Raw genomic sequence first — 19,038 nt, forward strand, 5'->3', positions numbered from 1 at the left:
TAAGCAAAACCCGGCCTGATAAAACGACCGGGAGCCAGGCTCCCGGACGGTCTGCGCTTAAGCGCTTCGCGCCAGCAGCATCGACTTGATATGGCCGATGGCGCGCGTCGGGTTCAGCCCTTTCGGACAAACGCTGACGCAGTTCATAATGCTGTGGCAGCGGAATACGCTGAACGCATCGTTAAGGTCATCCAGGCGTGCACCGGTTTCCGTATCGCGACTGTCGATCAGGAAACGGTAGGCCGCCAGCAGCCCCGCCGGCCCGATAAACTTGTCCGGGTTCCACCAGAACGACGGGCAGGAAGTGGAACAGCACGCACAAAGAATACACTCGTACAGGCCGTCCAGTTTTTCCCGCTGTTCCGGCTGCTGCAGGTGCTCGCGAGCCGGCGGATTTTGCCCATTATTCAACAGGTAAGGCTTAATTTTCTCATATTGAGTGTAGAACTGGCCCATGTCTACTACCAAATCGCGGATGACCGGCAATCCAGGCAGGGGACGGATCACAATTTTACGTTTTCCCGCGCCGAGCGCGGAAACCGGCGTAATGCAGGCCAGGCCGTTCTTACCGTTCATATTGATGCCGTCGGAGCCGCAGACGCCTTCGCGGCAGGAGCGACGGAAAGCCAGCGTCGGATCTTTCTCTTTCAGACGGATTAGCGCATCCAGCAGCATCATATCGCGCCCTTCTTCCGACTCCAGGCTATAGTCCTGCATCCGCGGCGCGTCATCGACGTCCGGGTTATAACGATAAACTGAAAATTCGATTCTCATCATATGCTCCGCGAACTAGTAGGTACGGGCTTTCGGCGGGAAAGCCGCGCGCAGTTTCGGCTCCATGTTCACCTCACGGCGAGTCATGCTTTCGCTCTGCGGCAGATAGACGCTGTGGCACAGCCAGTTTGCGTCGTCACGTTCCGGGTAATCGAAGCGGCTGTGCGCGCCACGGCTTTCCGTACGGTAGTTGGCGGCAACCGCGGTGGCGTAAGCCGTTTCCATCAGGTTATCCAGCTCCAGACACTCAATACGCTGGGTATTGAAGTCAGGCGAACGGTCGTCCAGACGGGCGCTTTTCAGCCGCTCACGCAGGACTTTCAGCTCTTCCAGACCTTTTGCCATCGCGTCGCCTTCGCGGAATACCGAGAAGTTGTTCTGCATGCAGGTTTGCAGCGCTTTACGCAGCTCGGCAGGATCTTCGCCGGTTTCGTTATTGTTCCAGCGGTTCAGGCGCGCCAGCGAGGCGTCGATCTCTTCGTCGGTAGCGTCCAGCAGCTCGCCCTGCTCCAGCATCGACTGCTGTAAATGCAGGCCAGCCGCGCGGCCAAATACCACCAGGTCCAGCAGCGAGTTGCCGCCGAGACGGTTAGAGCCGTGTACGGATACGCAGGCGATTTCGCCTACGGCAAACAGACCCGGCACCACGACGTCTTCGCCCTGCTCGTTCAGCGTTATCGCCTGGCCGGTCACTTTGGTCGGAATGCCGCCCATCATATAGTGGCAGGTCGGGATAACCGGGATAGGCTCTTTGACCGGATCGACGTGGGCAAAGGTGCGGGAAAGCTCCAGGATACCCGGCAGACGCGCTTCCAGCACATCTTTACCCAGATGATCGAGCTTCAGCTTGATATGCGGGCCCCACGGGCCTTCGCAGCCGCGGCCTTCGCGGATTTCGATCATCATCGAGCGGGCAACCACGTCGCGTCCGGCCAGATCTTTGGCGTTAGGCGCGTAGCGTTCCATAAAGCGCTCGCCGTGCTTGTTCAGCAGGTAGCCGCCTTCGCCGCGACAGCCTTCCGTCACCAGCACGCCCGCGCCAGCAATGCCGGTCGGGTGGAACTGCCACATTTCCATATCCTGCACCGGCACGCCGGCACGCAGCGCCATGCCCACGCCGTCACCGGTATTGATGTGTGCGTTGGTGGTGGACTGATAGATACGGCCTGCGCCGCCGGTCGCCAGCACGGTGGCTTTCGCTTTAAAGTAGACGACTTCGCCATCTTCGATATTCAGTGCGGTACAGCCGACCACCGCGCCGTCGGCGTTTTTCACCAGATCCAGCGCATACCACTCGGAGAAGATGGTGGTCTTGTTTTTCAGGTTCTGCTGATAGAGCGTATGCAGCAGCGCGTGGCCGGTACGGTCAGCCGCTGCCGCGGTACGTGCCGCCTGCTCGCCGCCGAAATTTTTCGACTGGCCGCCGAACGGACGCTGATAGATACGGCCATCGTCCAGACGGGAGAACGGCAGGCCCATATGCTCCAGCTCCAGAATCGCTTCCGGGCCGGTTTTGCACATATATTCAATGGCGTCCTGGTCACCGATATAGTCGGAACCTTTCACCGTGTCGTACATATGCCATTCCCAGTTGTCTTCATGACTGTTGCCCAGCGCGACGGTAATACCGCCCTGCGCGGACACGGTGTGGGAACGGGTCGGGAATACTTTAGATAACAGGGCACAGGTCTGGCCCGATTGGGAAATTTGCAGTGCGGCACGCATACCTGCACCACCTGCGCCGACTACGACGGCATCAAATTCTCTGACTGGCAACTTCATTTTTTACACACCCCACACAACGACGGTTCCATAAATCGCATAGACAAACAGCACTACCACAATCGCCATCTGCAACAGCAGACGCGTCGCCAGATGTTTGATGTAGTCTGTCAGCACCTGCCACATCCCTATCCAGCCATGCATCAGAATGGAGAACAGCGTCAGCAGCGTGAACACTTTCGTTACGGAGGAGGCAAAAAAACCGCGCCAGATGTCGTAAGTCAGCGTGTCCGTCATTACGATAAAGCCGAGGATGTAAAGGATGTAGAGCGTCATCACAATAGATGTGGCGCGCACCAGCAGCCAGTCGTGAACGCCGTTGCGTCCTAATGCGGAAGCGTTGCTTAACATACGAGGACTCCAGCCAGAATTGAAAGCACGACGGTGATACCAAAGCAGATTTGCGCCGAACGCGTTCCCACCACCTGCGTCTCTGCCAGGTAGCCAAAATCCATTAACATATGACGTATCCCGCCGACGGTATGGTACGCCAGCGCGGTGAGAATGCCCCACATGATGAATTTAACGAAGAAGCTTTGCATAACGGCAGACGCCTGCAAAAAGCCTTCGGGCGACGACAGCGACAGGCCCAATAACCAAAGCAGTATGCCCAAGGCAACAAACGTAATGACGCCGGACACGCGGTGGAGAATGGACGCGATTGCGGTAACGGGAAACCGGATCGTTGAGAGATCCAGGTTGACAGGTCTTTGTTTTTTCACGGTTTTGCCCACAGAGCCTTTCTTATTTTGCTTCCTCCGGTCCTGAAGGTGACAGCCAAATACATAAGCATTCGGACTGTGAACCGGCACCAAAACAGCAACATCCAGTGTTAATTGTGGCGCTAAAACGCTGGGTGGCTCCTGGTGTCAGGGTATTCCGGAGACCTGGCGGCAGTATAGGTCGATCACAATCTCATTACAATTCCCCTACAAACATCTTGGTGAAAAATAGATGGAACAGTGATCTCACTCACGTTTTTCACAAATTGTACAAATTTAATTATCTGATTTGACAAAACTTCAACATTTTTGTTACAAACTGAGCGCGAAAAGTTCTATGATGCACAAAAGTTATGGGGATACACTTTCCCCTAAGCACAAGTTATGTAACATTGGTGAGCTAAACTTATTAAGCATCAGGTTAACAAGTTACGACCATACCGAATCTTTAACAACTGCTAAACAAAGCCTGATTGTGCCCTTCCGGCCCATAGGCGCCGTCACTCTGTACCCTGCACGTAATAAGATGCCACAGAGTTGATACTGCTTACCCGCAGCGGTGGACATAACGGCGTTTCAGATGTCATAGATTCATCGACAAGGCGCTAAGGAGACTTAAATGGCTGATAAAAAAGCAACGCTTAACCTGCCCGGCGAAGACGCTATCGAACTCGACGTACTGAGCGGCACGCTAGGCCAGGAAGAGATCGATGTCCGTAGCCTCGGTTCTAAAGGTTATTTCACTTTTGACCCGGGCTTTACCTCCACCGCCTCTTGCGAATCCAAAATTACCTATATCGACGGTGACGAAGGCGTTCTGCTGCACCGTGGATACCCTATCGACCAGCTGGCGCTGCACTCTAACTACCTGGAAGTGTGCTATATCCTGCTGAATGGCGAAGCGCCAACCAAAGAGCAGTTTGAAGAGTTCAGCACTATCGTTACCCGCCACACCATGATCCACGAGCAGATCCACCATCTGTTCCGTGGCTTCCGTCGTGATTCCCATCCGATGGCGGTCATGTGCGGCGTAACCGGCGCGCTGGCGGCTTTCTATCACGATGCGATGGACGTGAATATCGAGCGTCACCGCGAAATCGCCGCTTTCCGTCTGCTGTCGAAAATGCCGACCGTGGCCGCCATGTGCTACAAGTATTCCATCGGCCAGCCGTTCGTCTATCCGCGCAACGACCTTTCCTATGCCGGTAACTTCCTGAACATGATGTTCTCTACGCCTTGCGAAGAGTACGTGGTCAACCCGGTGCTGGAACGCGCCATGGATCGTATTCTGATCCTGCACGCAGATCATGAGCAGAACGCCTCCACTTCTACCGTGCGTACAGCTGGTTCTTCCGGCGCTAACCCGTTCGCCTGTATCGCTGCGGGCATCGCTTCCCTGTGGGGACCGGCGCACGGCGGCGCCAACGAAGCCTGCCTGCGTATGCTGGAAGAGATCAAAACGGTTGAGCATATCCCGGAATTCCTGCGTCGTGCGAAAGACAAGAACGACTCTTTCCGCCTGATGGGCTTCGGCCATCGCGTGTATAAGAACTACGATCCGCGCGCCACGGTGATGCGTGAAACCTGTCACGAAGTGCTGAAAGAGCTGGGCATGAAGGACGATCTGCTGGAAGTGGCCATGGAGCTGGAGCATATTGCGCTGAACGACCCGTACTTTATCGAGCGCAAACTCTATCCGAACGTCGATTTCTATTCAGGCCTGATCCTGAAAGCGATGGGTATCCCATCCTCTATGTTTACCGTTATCTTCGCCATGGCGCGTACGGTCGGCTGGATCGCCCACTGGAAAGAGATGCACGACGACGGCATTAAAATTGCCCGTCCGCGTCAGCTTTACACCGGCTACGATCAGCGCGATTTTAACTCGTTGACCAAATAAGGCTAACGTTGATATGAGAAGCGCCGCAATGCGGCGCTTTTTTTATGTCTGACAGCCCGGACACCAGTAAAAAGGCCGTGAAGAGAGCGAGGTTTTCTCAATGATGCCACCGCAGCGCTCGCACGGTTTGCCCGCCCGATGAAAAACTTTAAAGCTGAACAGCGCGCCATGATGCTTGTTTTCTTTTGCCACGCCACGCGTCTGGTAAGAAAGCCGCGGGATGGCCAGCAGCGCTTCCGCCAGCTTGTCCAGCTGCGCCTCGTCTAAATCCTGTGCCTTATGCTGCGGCGCCAGACCGGCGTGCCAGAGGATCTCTACCCGCAGATAGTTGCCTAAACCCGCCAGGAAAGCCTGATCCAGCAGCAGGCCGCTGAACTGGCGCCGCCGGAAGCGCGGTGACAGCAGGCGCGCCTTGACCTCTTCCACCGTCAGCGTCATATCCAACACGTCCGGGCCGACGCGTAGCAAAAAAGGATGAGCCGCCAGCGTGTCCTGCGTCAGCAGTTCAATATCAGAGGCGCTATACAGCAGCAGCGTTTTATCTTCTGCCGCCAGCCTCACGCGCAGTATCCGATTGCTCTGCGGCTCGGTGCCGCTTTTAATCACGCGCCAGACGCCGTAAAGCTGGTTATGGCTGTAGAGGATCAATCCGTTGGAGAAATGCGTCAGTATCGCTTTGCCGCGCGTTTCGATCGCCTCTACTCTTTCGCCAATCAGCGAGGATTCGTAGGTTTTCAGTTGGGGAAAAGCAAACCAGACGTCGGTGAGCGTCTTGCCCTTAATAGCTTTTTCCAGCTTGTCCGCCGCGCGGCGGATCTCAAGCCCTTCCGGCATGGTGTCTCCTTGTTATTGTGTGGCGCCGCCTTCCAGCTTTTTGTCCTCTTCCACGGTCAGCGCGATGCTCAGCGCCATCTCCAGCGCCAGCACTACCGTCTGGAGCGGCATACTGGCCGCGCCCGGATGCCTCACCGCCTGCTGCGGCAAATACGGCACGTGGATAAACCCACCGCGACCGCCCTGCTGCGCCTGGCGATGCAGCAAACCGTAAAGCACATGATTGCAAACGAAAGTCCCGGCCGTTTGGGATACCGCCGCGGGGATATCCGCCTCGCGGATACCTTCGACGATCGCCTTAATCGGCAGCGTGGCGAAATAAGCGGCCGGGCCGTCCGCAACGATGCGTTCATCAATCGGCTGTCTGCCCGCATTATCGGGAATACGCGCGTCGTCAATATTAATTGCCACGCGCTCGACCGTGATATTGGGCCGGCCGTTCGCCTGGCCGACCACGATCACCAGCTCCGGCTCCAGCTCATCCATCGCGTCGTTTAATACCTGAAGCGATTCACCAAATACGCAAGGCAGCTGTTTCGCCACCACGTGCGCGCCGCAGATCATTCTTTCATGCAGCTGGCTGACCGCTTCCCAGGAGGCGTTGACCAGCTCGCCCTCGAATGGCTCAAACGCCGCCATTAATACTGTTTTCATTGCCGCCTCACCGAAACATCAGAAACCAGAGAAGAAAAATATTGGTTATTAACAATAGCACGCCGGTCGGTATCTGAGCCTTGATCACCGCATTACGATCGGGCAGCTCCAGCAGCCGGGCGGGTACGATATTGAAGTTGGCGGCCATTGGCGTCATCAGCGAGCCGCAATAGCCGGAGAACATGCCGATCGCCGCCATCACGGCCGGGTTGCCGTGGTGCTGCAAGACCAGGATCGGGATGCCGATACCGGCGGTGACGATAGGGAAAGCCGCAAAGGCGTTGCCCATAATCATGGTCAGCAGCGCCATGCCTGTAGCGTAGGCCGCTACGGCGATAAAACGGTTGTCCACGGCAAGGTAAGTTTCCGTCAGATGCGCAATCGCCGTGCCCACCCCGGCGGTAGTAAACAGCAGGCCCAGCGTGGCGAGGATCTGCGGCAGAATAAAGGCCCAGCCGATAGCATCAAGCAGGCGGCGCGCTTCCTGTACGGACTGCGCGGGCGCTTCATGCGTCATTTTCAGCGCGATCAGCCAGCCCACCACGCAGCCAACCATCATAGAGAAAAGCGTGACCAGCGTGGCCTGATTGCCTTCCCCAAACAGCGCCACCCGTGCGCCCGGCAAATTATTAAACAGCAGCACGCCGACAACCGTAACCACCGGGATGGCCAGCGCAGGCAGAAACAGCCGGTTGCGCAGGCGTTTGGCGCTCGCCTCGCGCTCCTGATGGCTGCGCTGATGGTAGGAGCCCAGCTTTACGCCGCCCAGACCGGCAATCAGCGCCATAATCACCACCACCACGCCGATAGCAATATGGAGCGAACGCGCGCCGAACCATGCCGATGCCCCGTCGCTGACCAGAAAAACCAGGCCGTAGAGCGCCCAGAACAGGCCGGTAGTCAGACGACGCGGATTAGCTTTGTCTCGCCAGGACATCACGGCGACCACCAGCAGGATCAAACCCGCCAGCCAGTAAAGATACTGTTGCTGAAACATCAGCGCCCTCCTTTGGCTTTCTGCGCCTGCGCATTCAGCGCGGCAAGCTCTGCCGCCAGGGTTTTATCCAGGCGACGCAGGCGAAAGGCGTGGATCAGAAAAGCGCAAACGGCGGTCGGGATGCCCCAGAGCGCTATCTGTAGCGGATCGGTCTGGATGCCCGCCGACTGCTGCATAAAATTATGCATAAAGATGATGGCGCCAAAAGCGACAAAGATATCCTCGCCGAAAAACAGCCCGACGTTATCGGTCGCCGCCGCCATAGCGCGCAGGCGATGACGCACTTCCGGCGGCAGCTCGCCGTAACGATTTTCGGTAGCGCCTTCCGCCATCGGCGCCAGCAGAGGACGCACCATTTGCGGATGGCCGCCCAGGCTGGTCAGCCCCATCGCCGCCGTCAGCTCACGCACCAGCAGGTAGACAATAAGCAATCTTCCCGCCGTAGCGCTTTTGATCTGCGCAATCCAGGCCTGGGCGCGCTCTTTCAGCCCGTGGCGCTCCAGCAGGCCTATCACCACTAAAGGCAACAGCAGGATCAGCGGCAGGTTGCGGGTATTGAGAAAGCCAGAGCCCAGTTTTTCCAGAATATCGCCGATCGGCATTTTTGCCGCGAGGCCGGTGATTAAACCGGCGACCAGCACCACCAGCACCGGGTTAAAGCGCAGTAGAAAACCAACCACGATGGCAGCGATGCCGGCCAACGGCCAGAGATTAACGACAGGATCCATTTATCCTCCTGATAAAGGCTGAAGCTTCCCGCTGCGTGCAGGAGCAATAAGGGAGACGGCCAGGCAAGCGGGCCGTCCGTAGCGATACGTCAGCCGTAGCTGACTGCAATATCTCGTGCGGCGAACGCCTCACGGAGCTGGCGGGCAAAGGCCAGCGCATGGGCACCGTCGCCGTGCAGGCATACGGTTTGGGCATTGACGCTGACCCATTCGCCGCTGACGGCCCGCACTTTCCCCCGCTGCACCATCGCGAGCGTTTGTGCAATAGCCTGCTCGTCGCTCTCTATCAGCGCGCCGGGCTGCGAGCGAGGCACCAGCGAACCGTCCGCCTGATAGCCGCGATCGGCAAAAACCTCCTCTCTGGTGGTCAGGCCCGCTGATTTAGCGGCGCGAACAGATTCGCTGCCCGCCAGCCCCACCAGGATCAGGTGCGGATCGGCAGCCCTGACCGCCTGCGCGATAGCTTCCGCCAGCGAGGCGTCCTCAGCGGCCTGGTTGTAAAGCATCCCGTGCGGCTTCACGTGCGTTACCTTGCCACCTTCGCTGCGGGCAATAGCCTGGAGCGCGCCAATCTGATAAAGCGTCTGCGCATAAACCGTTTCAGCAGGCAGTGCCATACGCGTGCGGCCAAAGTTTTCGCGATCGGGAAAGCCGGGATGCGCCCCAATCGCCACGCCATACTCCAGCGCCCAGCGCACGCACTGCCGCATGGTTTCCGCGTCGCCCGCGTGAAAACCACAGGCGATATTGGCCGAGGAAACCAGCTGTAATAAGGCGCGATCGTTGCCGCAGCCCTCACCCAAATCGGCGTTTAAATCAATTTTCATGCGCTAATCCCCATGCCATTTGTTCCAGTACCCGATCGCGCTCGCGCTTCGCCTGCAGCGCTTCTTCCAGTGTGCAGTGCACAAAATGGATCGGCTCGCCCAGACGGATCTGCGCCAGATGATAGAGATCGGCTTCAATCACGCAGGCGATACGCGGGTAGCCGCCGGTGGTTTGCGCATCCGCCATCAGCACAATCGGCTGGCCGTTAGGCGGCACCTGCACCACGCCGGGGATCAGCCCGTGCGACAGCATATCGCGCCCGGCTTCGCGCACCAGCGCGCGGCCCTGTAAGCGATAGCCCATACGGTTGCTCTGCGGGCTGAGCTGCCATCCCGTCCGCCAGAACAGCTCCCGGCTTTCGCGGCTGAATTCGTGGTATTCCGGGCCGGCCATCGCGCGAACGCGGTTGCCAAACAGCAGCTGGCGCACGCCCGCCGGTTTGCTGAATGTGCGCGCGGGTTCGCCCAGCGGCAGCCTGTCGCCGTCTTCAATCTGCCGTCCCGCAAAGCCGCCCAGGCCCGTTTTCAAATCGGTGCTGCAGGAGCCGAGCACGGGCACGGCGGCAAAACCGCCAGCCAGCGCCAGGTAGCTGCGCATCCCGCGCTGCGGCATTTTCAACGTCAGGCGCGATCCTTTGCGTACGGCGAGGCGCCAGCCCGTCCACACCGGTTTGCCGTCCAGCTCGGCGCTACAGCCCGCGCCCGTCAGCGCCATCCAGCCGTCCCGGGTAAACTCCGCGCAGAACTGGCCGAGCGTAATTTCCAGCACCGGGCTGTTCTGCTCATTGCCGACCAGCAGGTTGGCCGTCGCCATTGCCGGATAGTCCAGCGCGCCGCCGCTGCTGACGCCGAACTGACGCCAGCCGATACGGCCTGCGTCCTGTAAGGTGGTACTCATACCAGCCCGAATAATATTCAGCACAGGCCCTCCTTTTGCGGAATAAAGCGTACCTGGTCGCCGGGACGTAAAAGCGTCGGCGGCTGCTGTTCAGGCGTAAACAGAGCGATACTCGTCTGGCCAATTAGCTGCCAGCCGCCCGGCGCGGCAAGCGGATAAACGCCCGTCTGGCTACCGCCGATGCCCACGGATCCGGCCGGCACCTTCAGGCGCGGCTCCGCCCGCCGGGGCGTATGCAGCCGCTCGTCCAGGCCCGCCAGGTAAGGGAAACCGGGCTGGAAGCCGATAAAATAAACGGTATAGCGCCCCGCCGCGTGGGCTTCCACCACCTGCTGCGGCGTCAGTCCGCTTTGACGCGCCACCTCGTCCAGATCCGGCCCTGCTGCGCCGCCGTAGATAACGGGAATGGCGATATCCCGCGTTTCCAGCACCAGCGCTTCGCTTGTTTCCCACCAGCCCTGGAGCCACTCGATGGCGTCCAGCGCGTGCTGTTGCGGATTGCTTAAAATCACCGTGATATTGTTCATGCCGGGAATGACTTCCGTGACTTCCGGCCGGCCGGTCAGGCGCGCTGACAGGCCCCAGATACGCTGCTGGCTGCTGAGAGAGACAGGGGGTTCCAGCTCAAGCACTACCGCGCGCTCACCTGAAAGGTAACAACGTGCTCGTTGCAAAACACTCTCCCGGCCCGTTGATAAGGCCACCGTTTTCCAGAAAGAAGAAACAGTTATGCGGAAATGTCAGAGAAGTGTCAATAATCGATTAGCCAGGCGCGACACAGTGGCTACTATTACGGTTTCTGCATAAAGGAGGTAGCGATGAGCACGACATTCAAAATTCATTACGAACATCAGGCCGAAGGCCATCTGCATTCCGAAGAAGTGCTGTTGGAAAGCGAGGGCGAACCGACAGAGGAAGCCGTACAGGACGCGGTGCGCCAGGATATTGCGAAGCATCACGGCGCGGCAGAGTTTACGGTGATCTCAGTCGCACCCTACCCTTAAGCGGGCGTTGAGGTTAACAGGCGGCCACCGGGGCCGCCTGTCTGCTGTCAGGCGGGGTTGTCGATATCGATAAAGGTGACGTCCAGGCCATGCTGTGCCGCCAGCCATTCACCCAGCGCCTTGATACCGCCGCGCTCGGTAGCATGATGTCCGGCCGCAAAAAAGTGCAGGCCCTGCTCGCGCGCGCTGTGAATGGTTTGTTCGGAAACCTCGCCGGAAATAAAAGCGTCCACGCCGAAAGCCGCCGCGGCATCAATAAAACCCTGGCCGCCGCCGGAGCACCACGCCACTTTGCGGATCAGCGCTGGCGCGTTATCGCCGCAGTGCAGCGGGTCGCGATGCAGGGTCTGACCAATGCGTGCGGCAAGCTGCTCGCCCGTCAGCGGCTCCTGCAGCTCGCCCCAGAACACCAGCGGCATCACTTCGCCTTTGACCTCAATCCCAAACAGTTTCGCCAGCTGCGCGTTATTGCCCAGCTCGGGATGCGCGTCCAGCGGCAGATGCCAGCCGTAAAGGTTGATATCGTTCGCCAGCAGCGTTTTCAGCCGGTTGCGCTTCATGCCCTTAATCACCGGCGCTTCGCTTTTCCAGAAATAGCCGTGATGCACCAGCACCGCGTCCGCCTGTAAACGTACGGCCTCATCCAGTAGCGCCTGACAGGCGGTCACGCCGGTAACGATTTTCTGTACCTGCTCGCGCCCTTCTACCTGAAGACCGTTCGGCGCATAGTCGCTGAAGCTCGCGGTATTCAGCTGCTGGTTAATGATGTTTTCTAATTCACTGTTTTGCATAGGGCGTACACTCTTTTGCCGTTCTCAATGCGGCTACTTTAGCAGAGGGCGGCAAAACGCGCGGCTATTTCCTTGCCGCCTCGTAGGCCGCCAGCGCACGTTTGCGGGCCTCTTTGTGGTCAACGATGGGGTGAGGATAATCGAGCTGAACGCCGTTTTTCCGCGCCCATTCATGCGGCTGGTGAATATGCTGAACGGGCACCGCCTTCAGTTCCGGTAGCCATTGCCGAATGAATTCGCCTTCTTTATCAAAGCGTTCGCCCTGCGTAGTAGGATTGAAGATGCGAAAGTAAGGCGCCGCATCGTTGCCGCTGGAAGCGGCCCACTGCCAGCCGCCGTTATTCGCTGCCAGATCGCCGTCGATCAGCTGCGACATAAAATAGCGTTCGCCGATCCGCCAGTCGATCAGCAGATCTTTAATCAGGAAGCTGGCGGTAATCATCCGCAGGCGATTATGCATCCAGCCAAGACTGTTCAGCTGCCGCATAGCGGCATCCACTATCGGATAACCGGTTTTGCCCTGCTGCCAGGCGGCCAGCTGGTCATCATTGCGCTGCCATTGCACCTTTTTTGTCCAGCTGATAAAGGGCTGATGTTTGCAGAGCGCGGGCCAGGCGACAATCAGGTGCCGGTAGAACTCGCGCCAGATAAGCTCGTTAAACCAGCTGAATATTTTGTCGTTTTCTAACGCGTCGGGATGCTCGCGCAGCAGGCGATGCAGGCACTGGCGCGGCGACAGCACCCCGGTAACCAGATAAACGGACAGGCGGCTTGTGCCGTCAATGGCCGGCGTGTCTCGCCTGGCCGCATACTCCGCGACCGGCTGCTGACAGAACTCGCGCAGACGTTGGATAGCCGTTTTCTCCCCTACGGGAAAAAGGTCGGTATTAAAATCTTCCTGCGGATAATCAAATGGTTCCAGAGCGGGTAGTTTTTCCAGCGGCGCCTGAGCGCGCGGTTTGGGCGCGGGCGCGCATTCCGGCATCCCTTCATGCAGTCGGCGAACAAAAGCTTTGCTGAATGGCGTAAAGACTTTAAACATTTCCCGATTGCCTGTCAGCACGCTGCCGGGCGGCAGCAGACCGTCATCGAAGCCCTGCACAACTATATCCAGCTCGCTCAGTTCGCGTTCCGCTTGCGCATCGCGCTGGCGCTCGTTGACTTCGTGCTGATAGTTATAAAACAGGCTGTCGACATGATGCTCACGGCAGAAATCTTTCAGCGCTTCAACGGAGGCGGAAAAATCATCGCGCTGTAAATAGTGCAGCGGGATGCCTTTTTCTGCCAAAGCGCCCTGGACATCGTGCAGGCTTTGATAAATAAAAGCGGCCTGCTTCGGTGACATATCATGCGATTGCCACTGTTTTGGCGTGGCAATATGGAGGGCGAGCACTTCCGCATTGACATCGCTGCAGGCTGCATAAAGCGCGTAGTTATCGTGGATGCGCAGATCGTTGCGCATCCAGACCAGATGGGTGGCCATAGCTTTCCCTGTAATTAATGGCCGTAACGCAGGCGAAGCGCTTCCGGATAAGGCTCAAAATAGCGTTGCTGGGTAAGGTAAGGATCGGGATATTCCGACATATAGTGTTTGAGCAGCGTCATCGGCGCCAGCAGCGGTTGTAAGCCCTGACGATAGTGATCGATCAGCGAGGTCAGCTCCTCGCGCTGTTTGGCGTTCAGCTGCGGTCGGAAATAGCCCTGTACGTGCATCATCACATTAGTGTGGTTGCCGCGCGTGGCTTTATGCTTCAGCAGATCCATCAGGCGCTGACGATACTCAAAAGCAAAGGCTTCCAGTGAAGGCCACTGCTCAATAGCCGCCACAAAGCGACCAATCTCGCGATATTCCGGCTGTGAATGCGCCAGCAGCGTTAGCTTATAGCGGCTGTGAAAGGCAATAAGCTTGCCGCGCGTCAGGCCGCTGCGCCACAGCTGGTTAAATTCATGCAGCGTGTAAATGCGCTCAACAAAGTTCTCGCGCAGCACGGGATCGTGCAGCCTGCCGTCTTCTTCGACCGGCAGCCACGGCATTTGCTTCATCAGTTCACGCGTAAAGATGCCAACGCCTTCTTTACGGTTGTTGTTATTTTCTGGCTGGTAGACGCGCACCCGCTCCATGCCGCAGCTGGGCGATTTGGCGCAGACGATGTAGCCGCAAAGGTGATGCAGGCTGGCGATTTTTTTCTCGGAAAAGCTTTGCATTTCCTGGGTCAGCGGATCGCCTTTCCCGTTGCTGAAGCAAAGCTCAACGCTATTTTCGGCCGTTTCGGTCAGGCGCAGGGCCGGACGCGGCGTGGGCAGACCAATCGCCATTTCCGGGCAAACCGGTTCATAACGCATAAAAGGCGCCAGATCTTCGGCGGCAAAGGCGCAACGTTTGTGGCCGCCATCAAAGCGGACACTGTCGCCAAGCAGGCAGGCGCTGATGCCTACCGGAATTTTCTCACTCATACCTTTCTCCCCTTCGCTACTTTCATCATTAAGTGTAGCGGTTAAATCTGTACAAGACAAAATAAGTTGTACAACTTTATGGAAAGAATTGCTACCGGTGATTTATCGAAAAAAGGCCGGCCCACGAAAAACCTTACGGAACAAGGCAAAGCGGCAGGAAGAAAAGAAAAATGCCCCTAAAACGGGGCATTAACAGCGGTCTGAAGGCGGTGGAAAGATAAGAAGCATGCCTCGAAACCGGAGCATTAAGAAAAATCTAAAGCATGAGGATAAGGCGGCGTTAAAGCATGCGGGCGCGATTAATAAAAATCGGCAGCGGCCCTTTCCGCCTGCGCCAGCCACACGGGCTGCGTACTGGTTTTGCACCAGCAGCGATGCAGGTAGCTGTAAAAGCGCGAGCGGTCGCGATAAAAAAGCATAAAAGGCAGCGCGACAACACCGACCGCAAGCGTTGCCAGCCGACGCAGTAGAAGATGAGGCAGCGAGTATTGATGATAGAGATTCATACGCCCTCCGGAAAAGTAAAAGTCTGGCTAAAATAATACCGATCTGGCGATATATTTACCACTCATCCGACCAGATTAAATTAAAAATTATCCGGGCAAAGGCAATAAGTTAAATTAAAGTTAATTTAAATTAAATAAATAACAACTGCGTTACATTGCATCTGTTTAAATATGGCCATAACCACCGCCCCGCGCCGTTGCAGCAAGCCTGTAGCCGCATGGCCACTGCCTGAAGGGGTTTAAGCAGTTTTGTACAGGGTAAATGCATTATTGTTCAACTGTTTAAGCTTGATGCTGTTTTATCACTGCGCCCTGTTTGTTGCAGCCACTCCCGGAACAGACGGCTTGGGTATACGAATAAGGGAAGTTCACAGCTTTAAAATCGGCTGAATTATTCGGGACATGCTGAAACAGGCAAAATTGGAATATAAAAAAGGCGCTAATAAATTAGCGCCTTTTATTTTCAGCCCTGATATCAGGCGTTTTTCAGTACTTCGCTAACAATTTCTACCGCTTCTTTTTCAATCTTCTCGCGGTGCTCGGCACCCAGGAAGCTTTCGCAATAGATTTTGTAGGCGTCTTCCGTACCGGACGGACGCGCTGCGAACCAGCCGTTCTCGGTCATCACCTTCAGGCCACCGATTGATGCGCCGTTGCCTGGCGCCGCCGTCAGGCGAGCGGTGATAGGATCGCCCGCCAGCGTATCGGCGCTGACCATTTCCGGCGACAGCTTCGACAGCGCCGCTTTTTGCGCGGAGGTCGCAGAAGCCTGCAGACGGTTATAGCTTGGTGCGCCAAAGCGCTCCGCCAGCTCGTTATAGTGCTGCTGCGGATTTTTACCGGTCACAGCGGTGATCTCGGCGGCCAGCAGGCACATGATGATACCGTCTTTGTCCGTTGACCAAGGCGTACCGTCAAAACGCAGGAAGGAAGCGCCCGCGCTCTCTTCGCCGCCGAAGCCGAAACTGCCGTCGAACAGGCCGTCAACGAACCATTTGAACCCTACCGGCACTTCCACCAGCTTACGGCCGATGTCGTTGACCACGCGGTCGATCATCGCGCTGGAGACCAGCGTTTTGCCGACGGCAACCTCTTTGCCCCACTGCGGACGGTGCTGGAACAGATAGTTAATAGCAACGGCCAGGTAATGGTTAGGGTTCATCAGGCCCGCAGGCGTAACGATGCCGTGGCGGTCATAGTCCGGGTCGTTGGCAAACGCCAGATCGAACTTATCACGCAGCGCCAGCAGGCCCGCCATCGCGCTTTCGGATGAGCAGTCCATACGGATCACGCCGTCTTTATCCAGGTGCATAAAGCGGAACGTCTGGTCGACCGAATCGTTAACGATAGTCAGATCCAGATTGTAATATTCCGCGATACGCTGCCAGTAGGCGATGCCGGAGCCGCCAAGCGGATCGACGCCGATTTTCAGGCCCGCTTTCTGAATAGCCGGAATATCGATGATCTGCGCCAGACCTTCGATATAAGGCTGGATCAGATCTTTTTCCTGCAGATGGCCGCTTGCCCAGGCTTCGTCCAGCGCCATGCGCTTAACATCTTTCAGGCCGTCTTTAATCAGCTGGTTAGCGCGATCTTCCACCACTTTAGTGACGTTAGTATCGGCCGGGCCACCGTTTGGCGGATTGTATTTGATGCCGCCATCTTCCGGCGGGTTGTGCGAAGGCGTGATAACGATGCCGTCAGCCTGCGCGCCGCCCGCCTTGTTATGCTCAAGGATAGCGTTAGAGATGGCAGGCGTCGGCGTGTAGCCGTTGTCCTGCTGTACAATCACATCCACGCCGTTCGCCGCCAGCACTTCCAGTACGGAAATAATCGCCGGTTCGGACAGCGCGTGCGTATCTTTACCCACGTAGCAAGGGCCGGTAACGCCGTTCTTTTTGCGCTCTTCCGCAATCGCCTGCGCGATAGCCAGAATGTGCGTCTCGTTGAAGCTCTGTCGGCCTGCGCTACCGCGATGGCCGGACGTGCCGAATTTCACCGCGTGTTCCGCGTTGCCTGTTTCCGGCTGCAGGACGTAATACTGCGAGGTCAATTGTGCAACGTTAATCAAATCGCTCTGCTGTGCTGGCTGCCCGGCACGGGGGTGACTGGCCATTGGCGCTTCTCCCTGACGCTGTGTTTAGAGTGTGCCGCAAACCTTGTCCGCCAGTTCCGTCGGGAACTGCATGGACGACATGATATGTTCAATCATGCTGCGTTTACGGCCTGTGTTGGTGTTGGTGATCACCCAATACGGCGTGCCGGGAATATGCTGCGGCTTGGTATGGGTGCCGTTCTGTACCAGGGTTTGCTGATTGCCTGCAAAGTAGACGCGCGTACGACCATGCAGTGACTCGGTCGCCGCGGCAAATGCTTTGGGATCCAGATTGTATAAAGTCGACAGGATCAGCATAAAACGGTTTACCGCTTTTTTCTGCTCCGCATACTCGTCCGACAGCAGCAGCTCGCGCACGGCGCGAACGCGATCCTGCGGGCGAGACGTCTCTTTCACCACGGTTTCCTGTACGCTGGCGACAGGCGCGGGCGCAGCCGTAACAGCAGGTGCCTTCGGCGCTGCCTGACCAGCAGAAAATTTCAGCATACGACGTAAAATGTCGGAGGCGCTTTCACCAATATGCTGAGTGTGGCTGGCGATATAACGGTAGAGCTCTTCGTCGACTTCAATAGTTTTCATCTTGATCCAGTACGATTATTGCTGATAAGAGCCGGTTAGCGACCTGTTTTACCCAGGCGCGGACGGACCAGCTCTAACACGAGGATTATAAAGTTAAATCCTGCCGGGTTGTAGCGCCAGCCCCAATTGCGGACAAAAGTCGGAATATGCCGTAAAAAGATCGGGTCTGTCGCGGCGGCAGAAAATCGCTGTTTTATGATAACCTAACCCCTCGTTTCCTCCGTAAGAAGTTTGCCATGAAATTGAATTTCCGCCTGCAATCTGAACAAACGACCGTTTCTGACGCGCCCGTGGTGCTTATTCACGGCCTTTTCGGCAACCTGGATAACCTTGGGGTGCTGGCGCGCGACCTGAAAGCGGATCGCCGCATTATTCAGGTGGACGTCCGAAATCATGGCCTTTCGCCGAGGTCGGATGAAATAAGCTATGCCGCAATGGCGCGCGACGTGCTGGAAACGCTGGATGAGCTTGATGCCGACCGGTTTGATATTATAGGCCATTCCATGGGCGGGAAAATCGCCATGACGCTGGCTTCCCTTGCCCCGGAACGCGTCGGGCAGCTGGTGGTTATCGATATTGCGCCGGTGGCCTACCGGGAACGCCATCACGACGCGATTTTCGCCGCGCTGGCCGCCGTCAGCGAAGCGGGCATTACCCGCCGGAGCGAAGCCGCCGCGCTGATGCGTCAGACCATAGAGGAAGAAGGCGTCATTCAGTTTCTGCTTAAATCGTTTCAGGACGGCGAATGGCGTTTCAACGTGCCGGCGCTCTGGCAGCACTACGATCGGATTATCGGCTGGGAAACGCTGCCCGCCTGGCCACATCCCACGCTGTTTATTCGGGGCGAACATTCGCCTTATCTACAGGAAGCGTATCGTGACGCGCTGCTGGCCCAGTTCCCTGCCGCCCGCGCCCACGTGATTACCGGCGCGGGTCACTGGGCGCATGCCGAGAAACCTGATGCCGTTTTGCGCGCCATCCGCCGTTTTTTTGCCCTGTGAAAACAAATGTTTCAGTAAAAGGCTAAATAATTGTCGTCGCGACTTTCGCTGGGGTATGATGGCGCGCTAAAATTTGTCGACGGCACCGGCCGCAAACGCTAACGGCTCAATCCATCAGAACTCCAGCCTTCAGTATCACGATTCTATGGCAAAAGAAAACACGGACCGCACCACGATCGATCTGTTCGCAGACGAGCGTCGACCGGGACGACCCAAAACCAATCCACTGGCACGTGATGAGCAGTTGCGCATTAACAAACGCAACCAGCTTAAGCGTGATAAAGTGCGCGGGCTGAAGCGCGTAGAACTGAAAATGAACAGTGACGCAGTTGACGCCCTGAACCAGCTCGCCGAGCAGCGTAATATGAGCCGCAGCGAACTGATAGAAGAGATGGTCATGGCGCAGTTAGCCAGGCCTGAGCGCTGAAGCACGCGCTACGGTAAAGCACAAAGCGACAAATGCAGGCGGAT

21 protein-coding genes are annotated in these 19,038 nt (G+C 57.1%); 4 read left to right on the plus strand and 17 right to left on the minus strand.

Going from position 1 to position 19,038, the window contains the following annotated elements; all coding sequences use genetic code 11:
• Positions 1–57 precede the first annotated feature (57 nt).
• The 4 genes from QZH36_RS06245 to sdhC are packed head-to-tail and all read right to left on the minus strand — an operon-like array spanning position 58 to position 3,290.
• Complete coding sequence (locus QZH36_RS06245) at positions 58–774, minus strand: succinate dehydrogenase iron-sulfur subunit (protein ID WP_253454879.1); 717 nt, start codon at positions 772–774, stop codon at positions 58–60.
• 15 nt (positions 775–789) lie between these two features.
• The gene (gene sdhA, locus QZH36_RS06250) at positions 790–2,556 is read right to left on the minus strand and encodes a succinate dehydrogenase flavoprotein subunit (RefSeq protein ID WP_253454880.1); all 1,767 of its coding nucleotides are present in this window, start codon (positions 2,554–2,556) and stop codon (positions 790–792) included.
• Between the two features lie 3 nt (positions 2,557–2,559).
• The gene (gene sdhD, locus QZH36_RS06255; RefSeq protein ID WP_125288605.1) at positions 2,560–2,907 is read right to left on the minus strand and encodes a succinate dehydrogenase membrane anchor subunit; all 348 of its coding nucleotides are present in this window, start codon (positions 2,905–2,907) and stop codon (positions 2,560–2,562) included.
• On the minus strand, positions 2,901–3,290 hold the full coding sequence (gene sdhC, locus QZH36_RS06260) for a succinate dehydrogenase cytochrome b556 subunit (protein ID WP_253454881.1): 390 nt from the start codon (positions 3,288–3,290) through the stop codon (positions 2,901–2,903). The genes sdhD and sdhC overlap by 7 nt, the downstream gene beginning before the upstream one ends.
• 607 nt (positions 3,291–3,897) lie before the next feature.
• Between sdhC and QZH36_RS06265 the strand changes: the two genes are divergently transcribed.
• Positions 3,898–5,178 (plus strand): citrate synthase, encoded by a 1,281-nt coding sequence (locus QZH36_RS06265; RefSeq protein WP_253454882.1) that lies wholly within the window; start codon positions 3,898–3,900, stop codon positions 5,176–5,178.
• A gap of 42 nt (positions 5,179–5,220) precedes the next feature.
• Here the strand turns inward: QZH36_RS06265 and nei are convergent, their stop codons facing one another.
• The 7 genes from nei to pxpB all read right to left on the minus strand — a co-directional run bounded on the left by nei (position 5,221) and on the right by pxpB (position 10,790).
• Positions 5,221–6,012: an endonuclease VIII gene (gene nei / locus QZH36_RS06270; RefSeq protein WP_301729834.1), complete on the minus strand. Its 792-nt coding sequence runs from the start codon at positions 6,010–6,012 to the stop codon at positions 5,221–5,223.
• A 12-nt stretch (positions 6,013–6,024) separates the two neighbouring features.
• Positions 6,025–6,666 (minus strand): pyroglutamyl-peptidase I, encoded by a 642-nt coding sequence (gene pcp / locus QZH36_RS06275; protein WP_253454884.1) that lies wholly within the window; start codon positions 6,664–6,666, stop codon positions 6,025–6,027.
• Between the two features lie 7 nt (positions 6,667–6,673).
• On the minus strand, positions 6,674–7,666 hold the full coding sequence (locus QZH36_RS06280; RefSeq protein WP_301253179.1) for a DUF979 domain-containing protein: 993 nt from the start codon (positions 7,664–7,666) through the stop codon (positions 6,674–6,676).
• Positions 7,663–8,391: a DUF969 domain-containing protein gene (locus QZH36_RS06285; protein WP_253454885.1), complete on the minus strand. Its 729-nt coding sequence runs from the start codon at positions 8,389–8,391 to the stop codon at positions 7,663–7,665. The genes QZH36_RS06280 and QZH36_RS06285 overlap by 4 nt, the downstream gene beginning before the upstream one ends.
• 89 nt (positions 8,392–8,480) lie before the next feature.
• Complete coding sequence (gene pxpA / locus QZH36_RS06290) at positions 8,481–9,218, minus strand: 5-oxoprolinase subunit PxpA (RefSeq protein ID WP_301729835.1); 738 nt, start codon at positions 9,216–9,218, stop codon at positions 8,481–8,483.
• Positions 9,208–10,140: a 5-oxoprolinase subunit PxpC gene (gene pxpC / locus QZH36_RS06295; protein WP_253454887.1), complete on the minus strand. Its 933-nt coding sequence runs from the start codon at positions 10,138–10,140 to the stop codon at positions 9,208–9,210. Before pxpC ends, pxpA begins: the two co-directional genes overlap by 11 nt.
• Positions 10,134–10,790: a 5-oxoprolinase subunit PxpB gene (gene pxpB, locus QZH36_RS06300; RefSeq protein ID WP_253454888.1), complete on the minus strand. Its 657-nt coding sequence runs from the start codon at positions 10,788–10,790 to the stop codon at positions 10,134–10,136. The genes pxpC and pxpB overlap by 7 nt, the downstream gene beginning before the upstream one ends.
• A gap of 144 nt (positions 10,791–10,934) precedes the next feature.
• Between pxpB and QZH36_RS06305 the strand changes: the two genes are divergently transcribed.
• Positions 10,935–11,120, plus strand: coding sequence for a hypothetical protein (locus tag QZH36_RS06305; protein ID WP_253454889.1), 186 nt, complete (start codon positions 10,935–10,937; stop codon positions 11,118–11,120).
• Positions 11,121–11,167: 47 nt separating this feature from the next.
• Here QZH36_RS06305 and QZH36_RS06310 read toward each other — a convergent pair whose 3' ends face one another.
• The 6 genes from QZH36_RS06310 to seqA all read right to left on the minus strand — a co-directional run bounded on the left by QZH36_RS06310 (position 11,168) and on the right by seqA (position 17,566).
• Positions 11,168–11,911: a type 2 GTP cyclohydrolase I gene (locus tag QZH36_RS06310; protein WP_301729836.1), complete on the minus strand. Its 744-nt coding sequence runs from the start codon at positions 11,909–11,911 to the stop codon at positions 11,168–11,170.
• Between the two features lie 64 nt (positions 11,912–11,975).
• Positions 11,976–13,394: a deoxyribodipyrimidine photo-lyase gene (gene phrB / locus QZH36_RS06315; protein WP_301729837.1), complete on the minus strand. Its 1,419-nt coding sequence runs from the start codon at positions 13,392–13,394 to the stop codon at positions 11,976–11,978.
• A gap of 14 nt (positions 13,395–13,408) precedes the next feature.
• Positions 13,409–14,365 (minus strand): YbgA family protein, encoded by a 957-nt coding sequence (locus tag QZH36_RS06320; RefSeq protein ID WP_253454892.1) that lies wholly within the window; start codon positions 14,363–14,365, stop codon positions 13,409–13,411.
• A gap of 299 nt (positions 14,366–14,664) precedes the next feature.
• On the minus strand, positions 14,665–14,871 hold the full coding sequence (locus QZH36_RS06325) for a DUF2517 family protein (RefSeq protein ID WP_253454893.1): 207 nt from the start codon (positions 14,869–14,871) through the stop codon (positions 14,665–14,667).
• 475 nt (positions 14,872–15,346) lie between these two features.
• The gene (gene pgm, locus QZH36_RS06330) at positions 15,347–16,987 is read right to left on the minus strand and encodes a phosphoglucomutase (alpha-D-glucose-1,6-bisphosphate-dependent) (protein ID WP_253454894.1); all 1,641 of its coding nucleotides are present in this window, start codon (positions 16,985–16,987) and stop codon (positions 15,347–15,349) included.
• A gap of 24 nt (positions 16,988–17,011) precedes the next feature.
• Positions 17,012–17,566, minus strand: coding sequence for a replication initiation negative regulator SeqA (seqA, locus tag QZH36_RS06335; RefSeq protein ID WP_253454895.1), 555 nt, complete (start codon positions 17,564–17,566; stop codon positions 17,012–17,014).
• A gap of 236 nt (positions 17,567–17,802) precedes the next feature.
• Between seqA and ybfF the strand changes: the two genes are divergently transcribed.
• Both ybfF and ybfE read left to right on the plus strand, forming a co-directional pair.
• Complete coding sequence (gene ybfF, locus QZH36_RS06340; RefSeq protein WP_253454896.1) at positions 17,803–18,567, plus strand: esterase; 765 nt, start codon at positions 17,803–17,805, stop codon at positions 18,565–18,567.
• 145 nt (positions 18,568–18,712) lie between these two features.
• A complete protein-coding gene (ybfE, locus tag QZH36_RS06345) occupies positions 18,713–18,994 on the plus strand; it encodes a LexA regulated protein (RefSeq protein ID WP_125288637.1) in 282 nt (93 codons plus the stop codon).
• The last annotated feature ends 44 nt before the right edge of the window (positions 18,995–19,038 follow it).

This window comes from Erwinia wuhanensis (assembly GCF_030484085.1).
Taxonomy (GTDB): Bacteria; Pseudomonadota; Gammaproteobacteria; order Enterobacterales; family Enterobacteriaceae; genus Erwinia; species Erwinia aeris.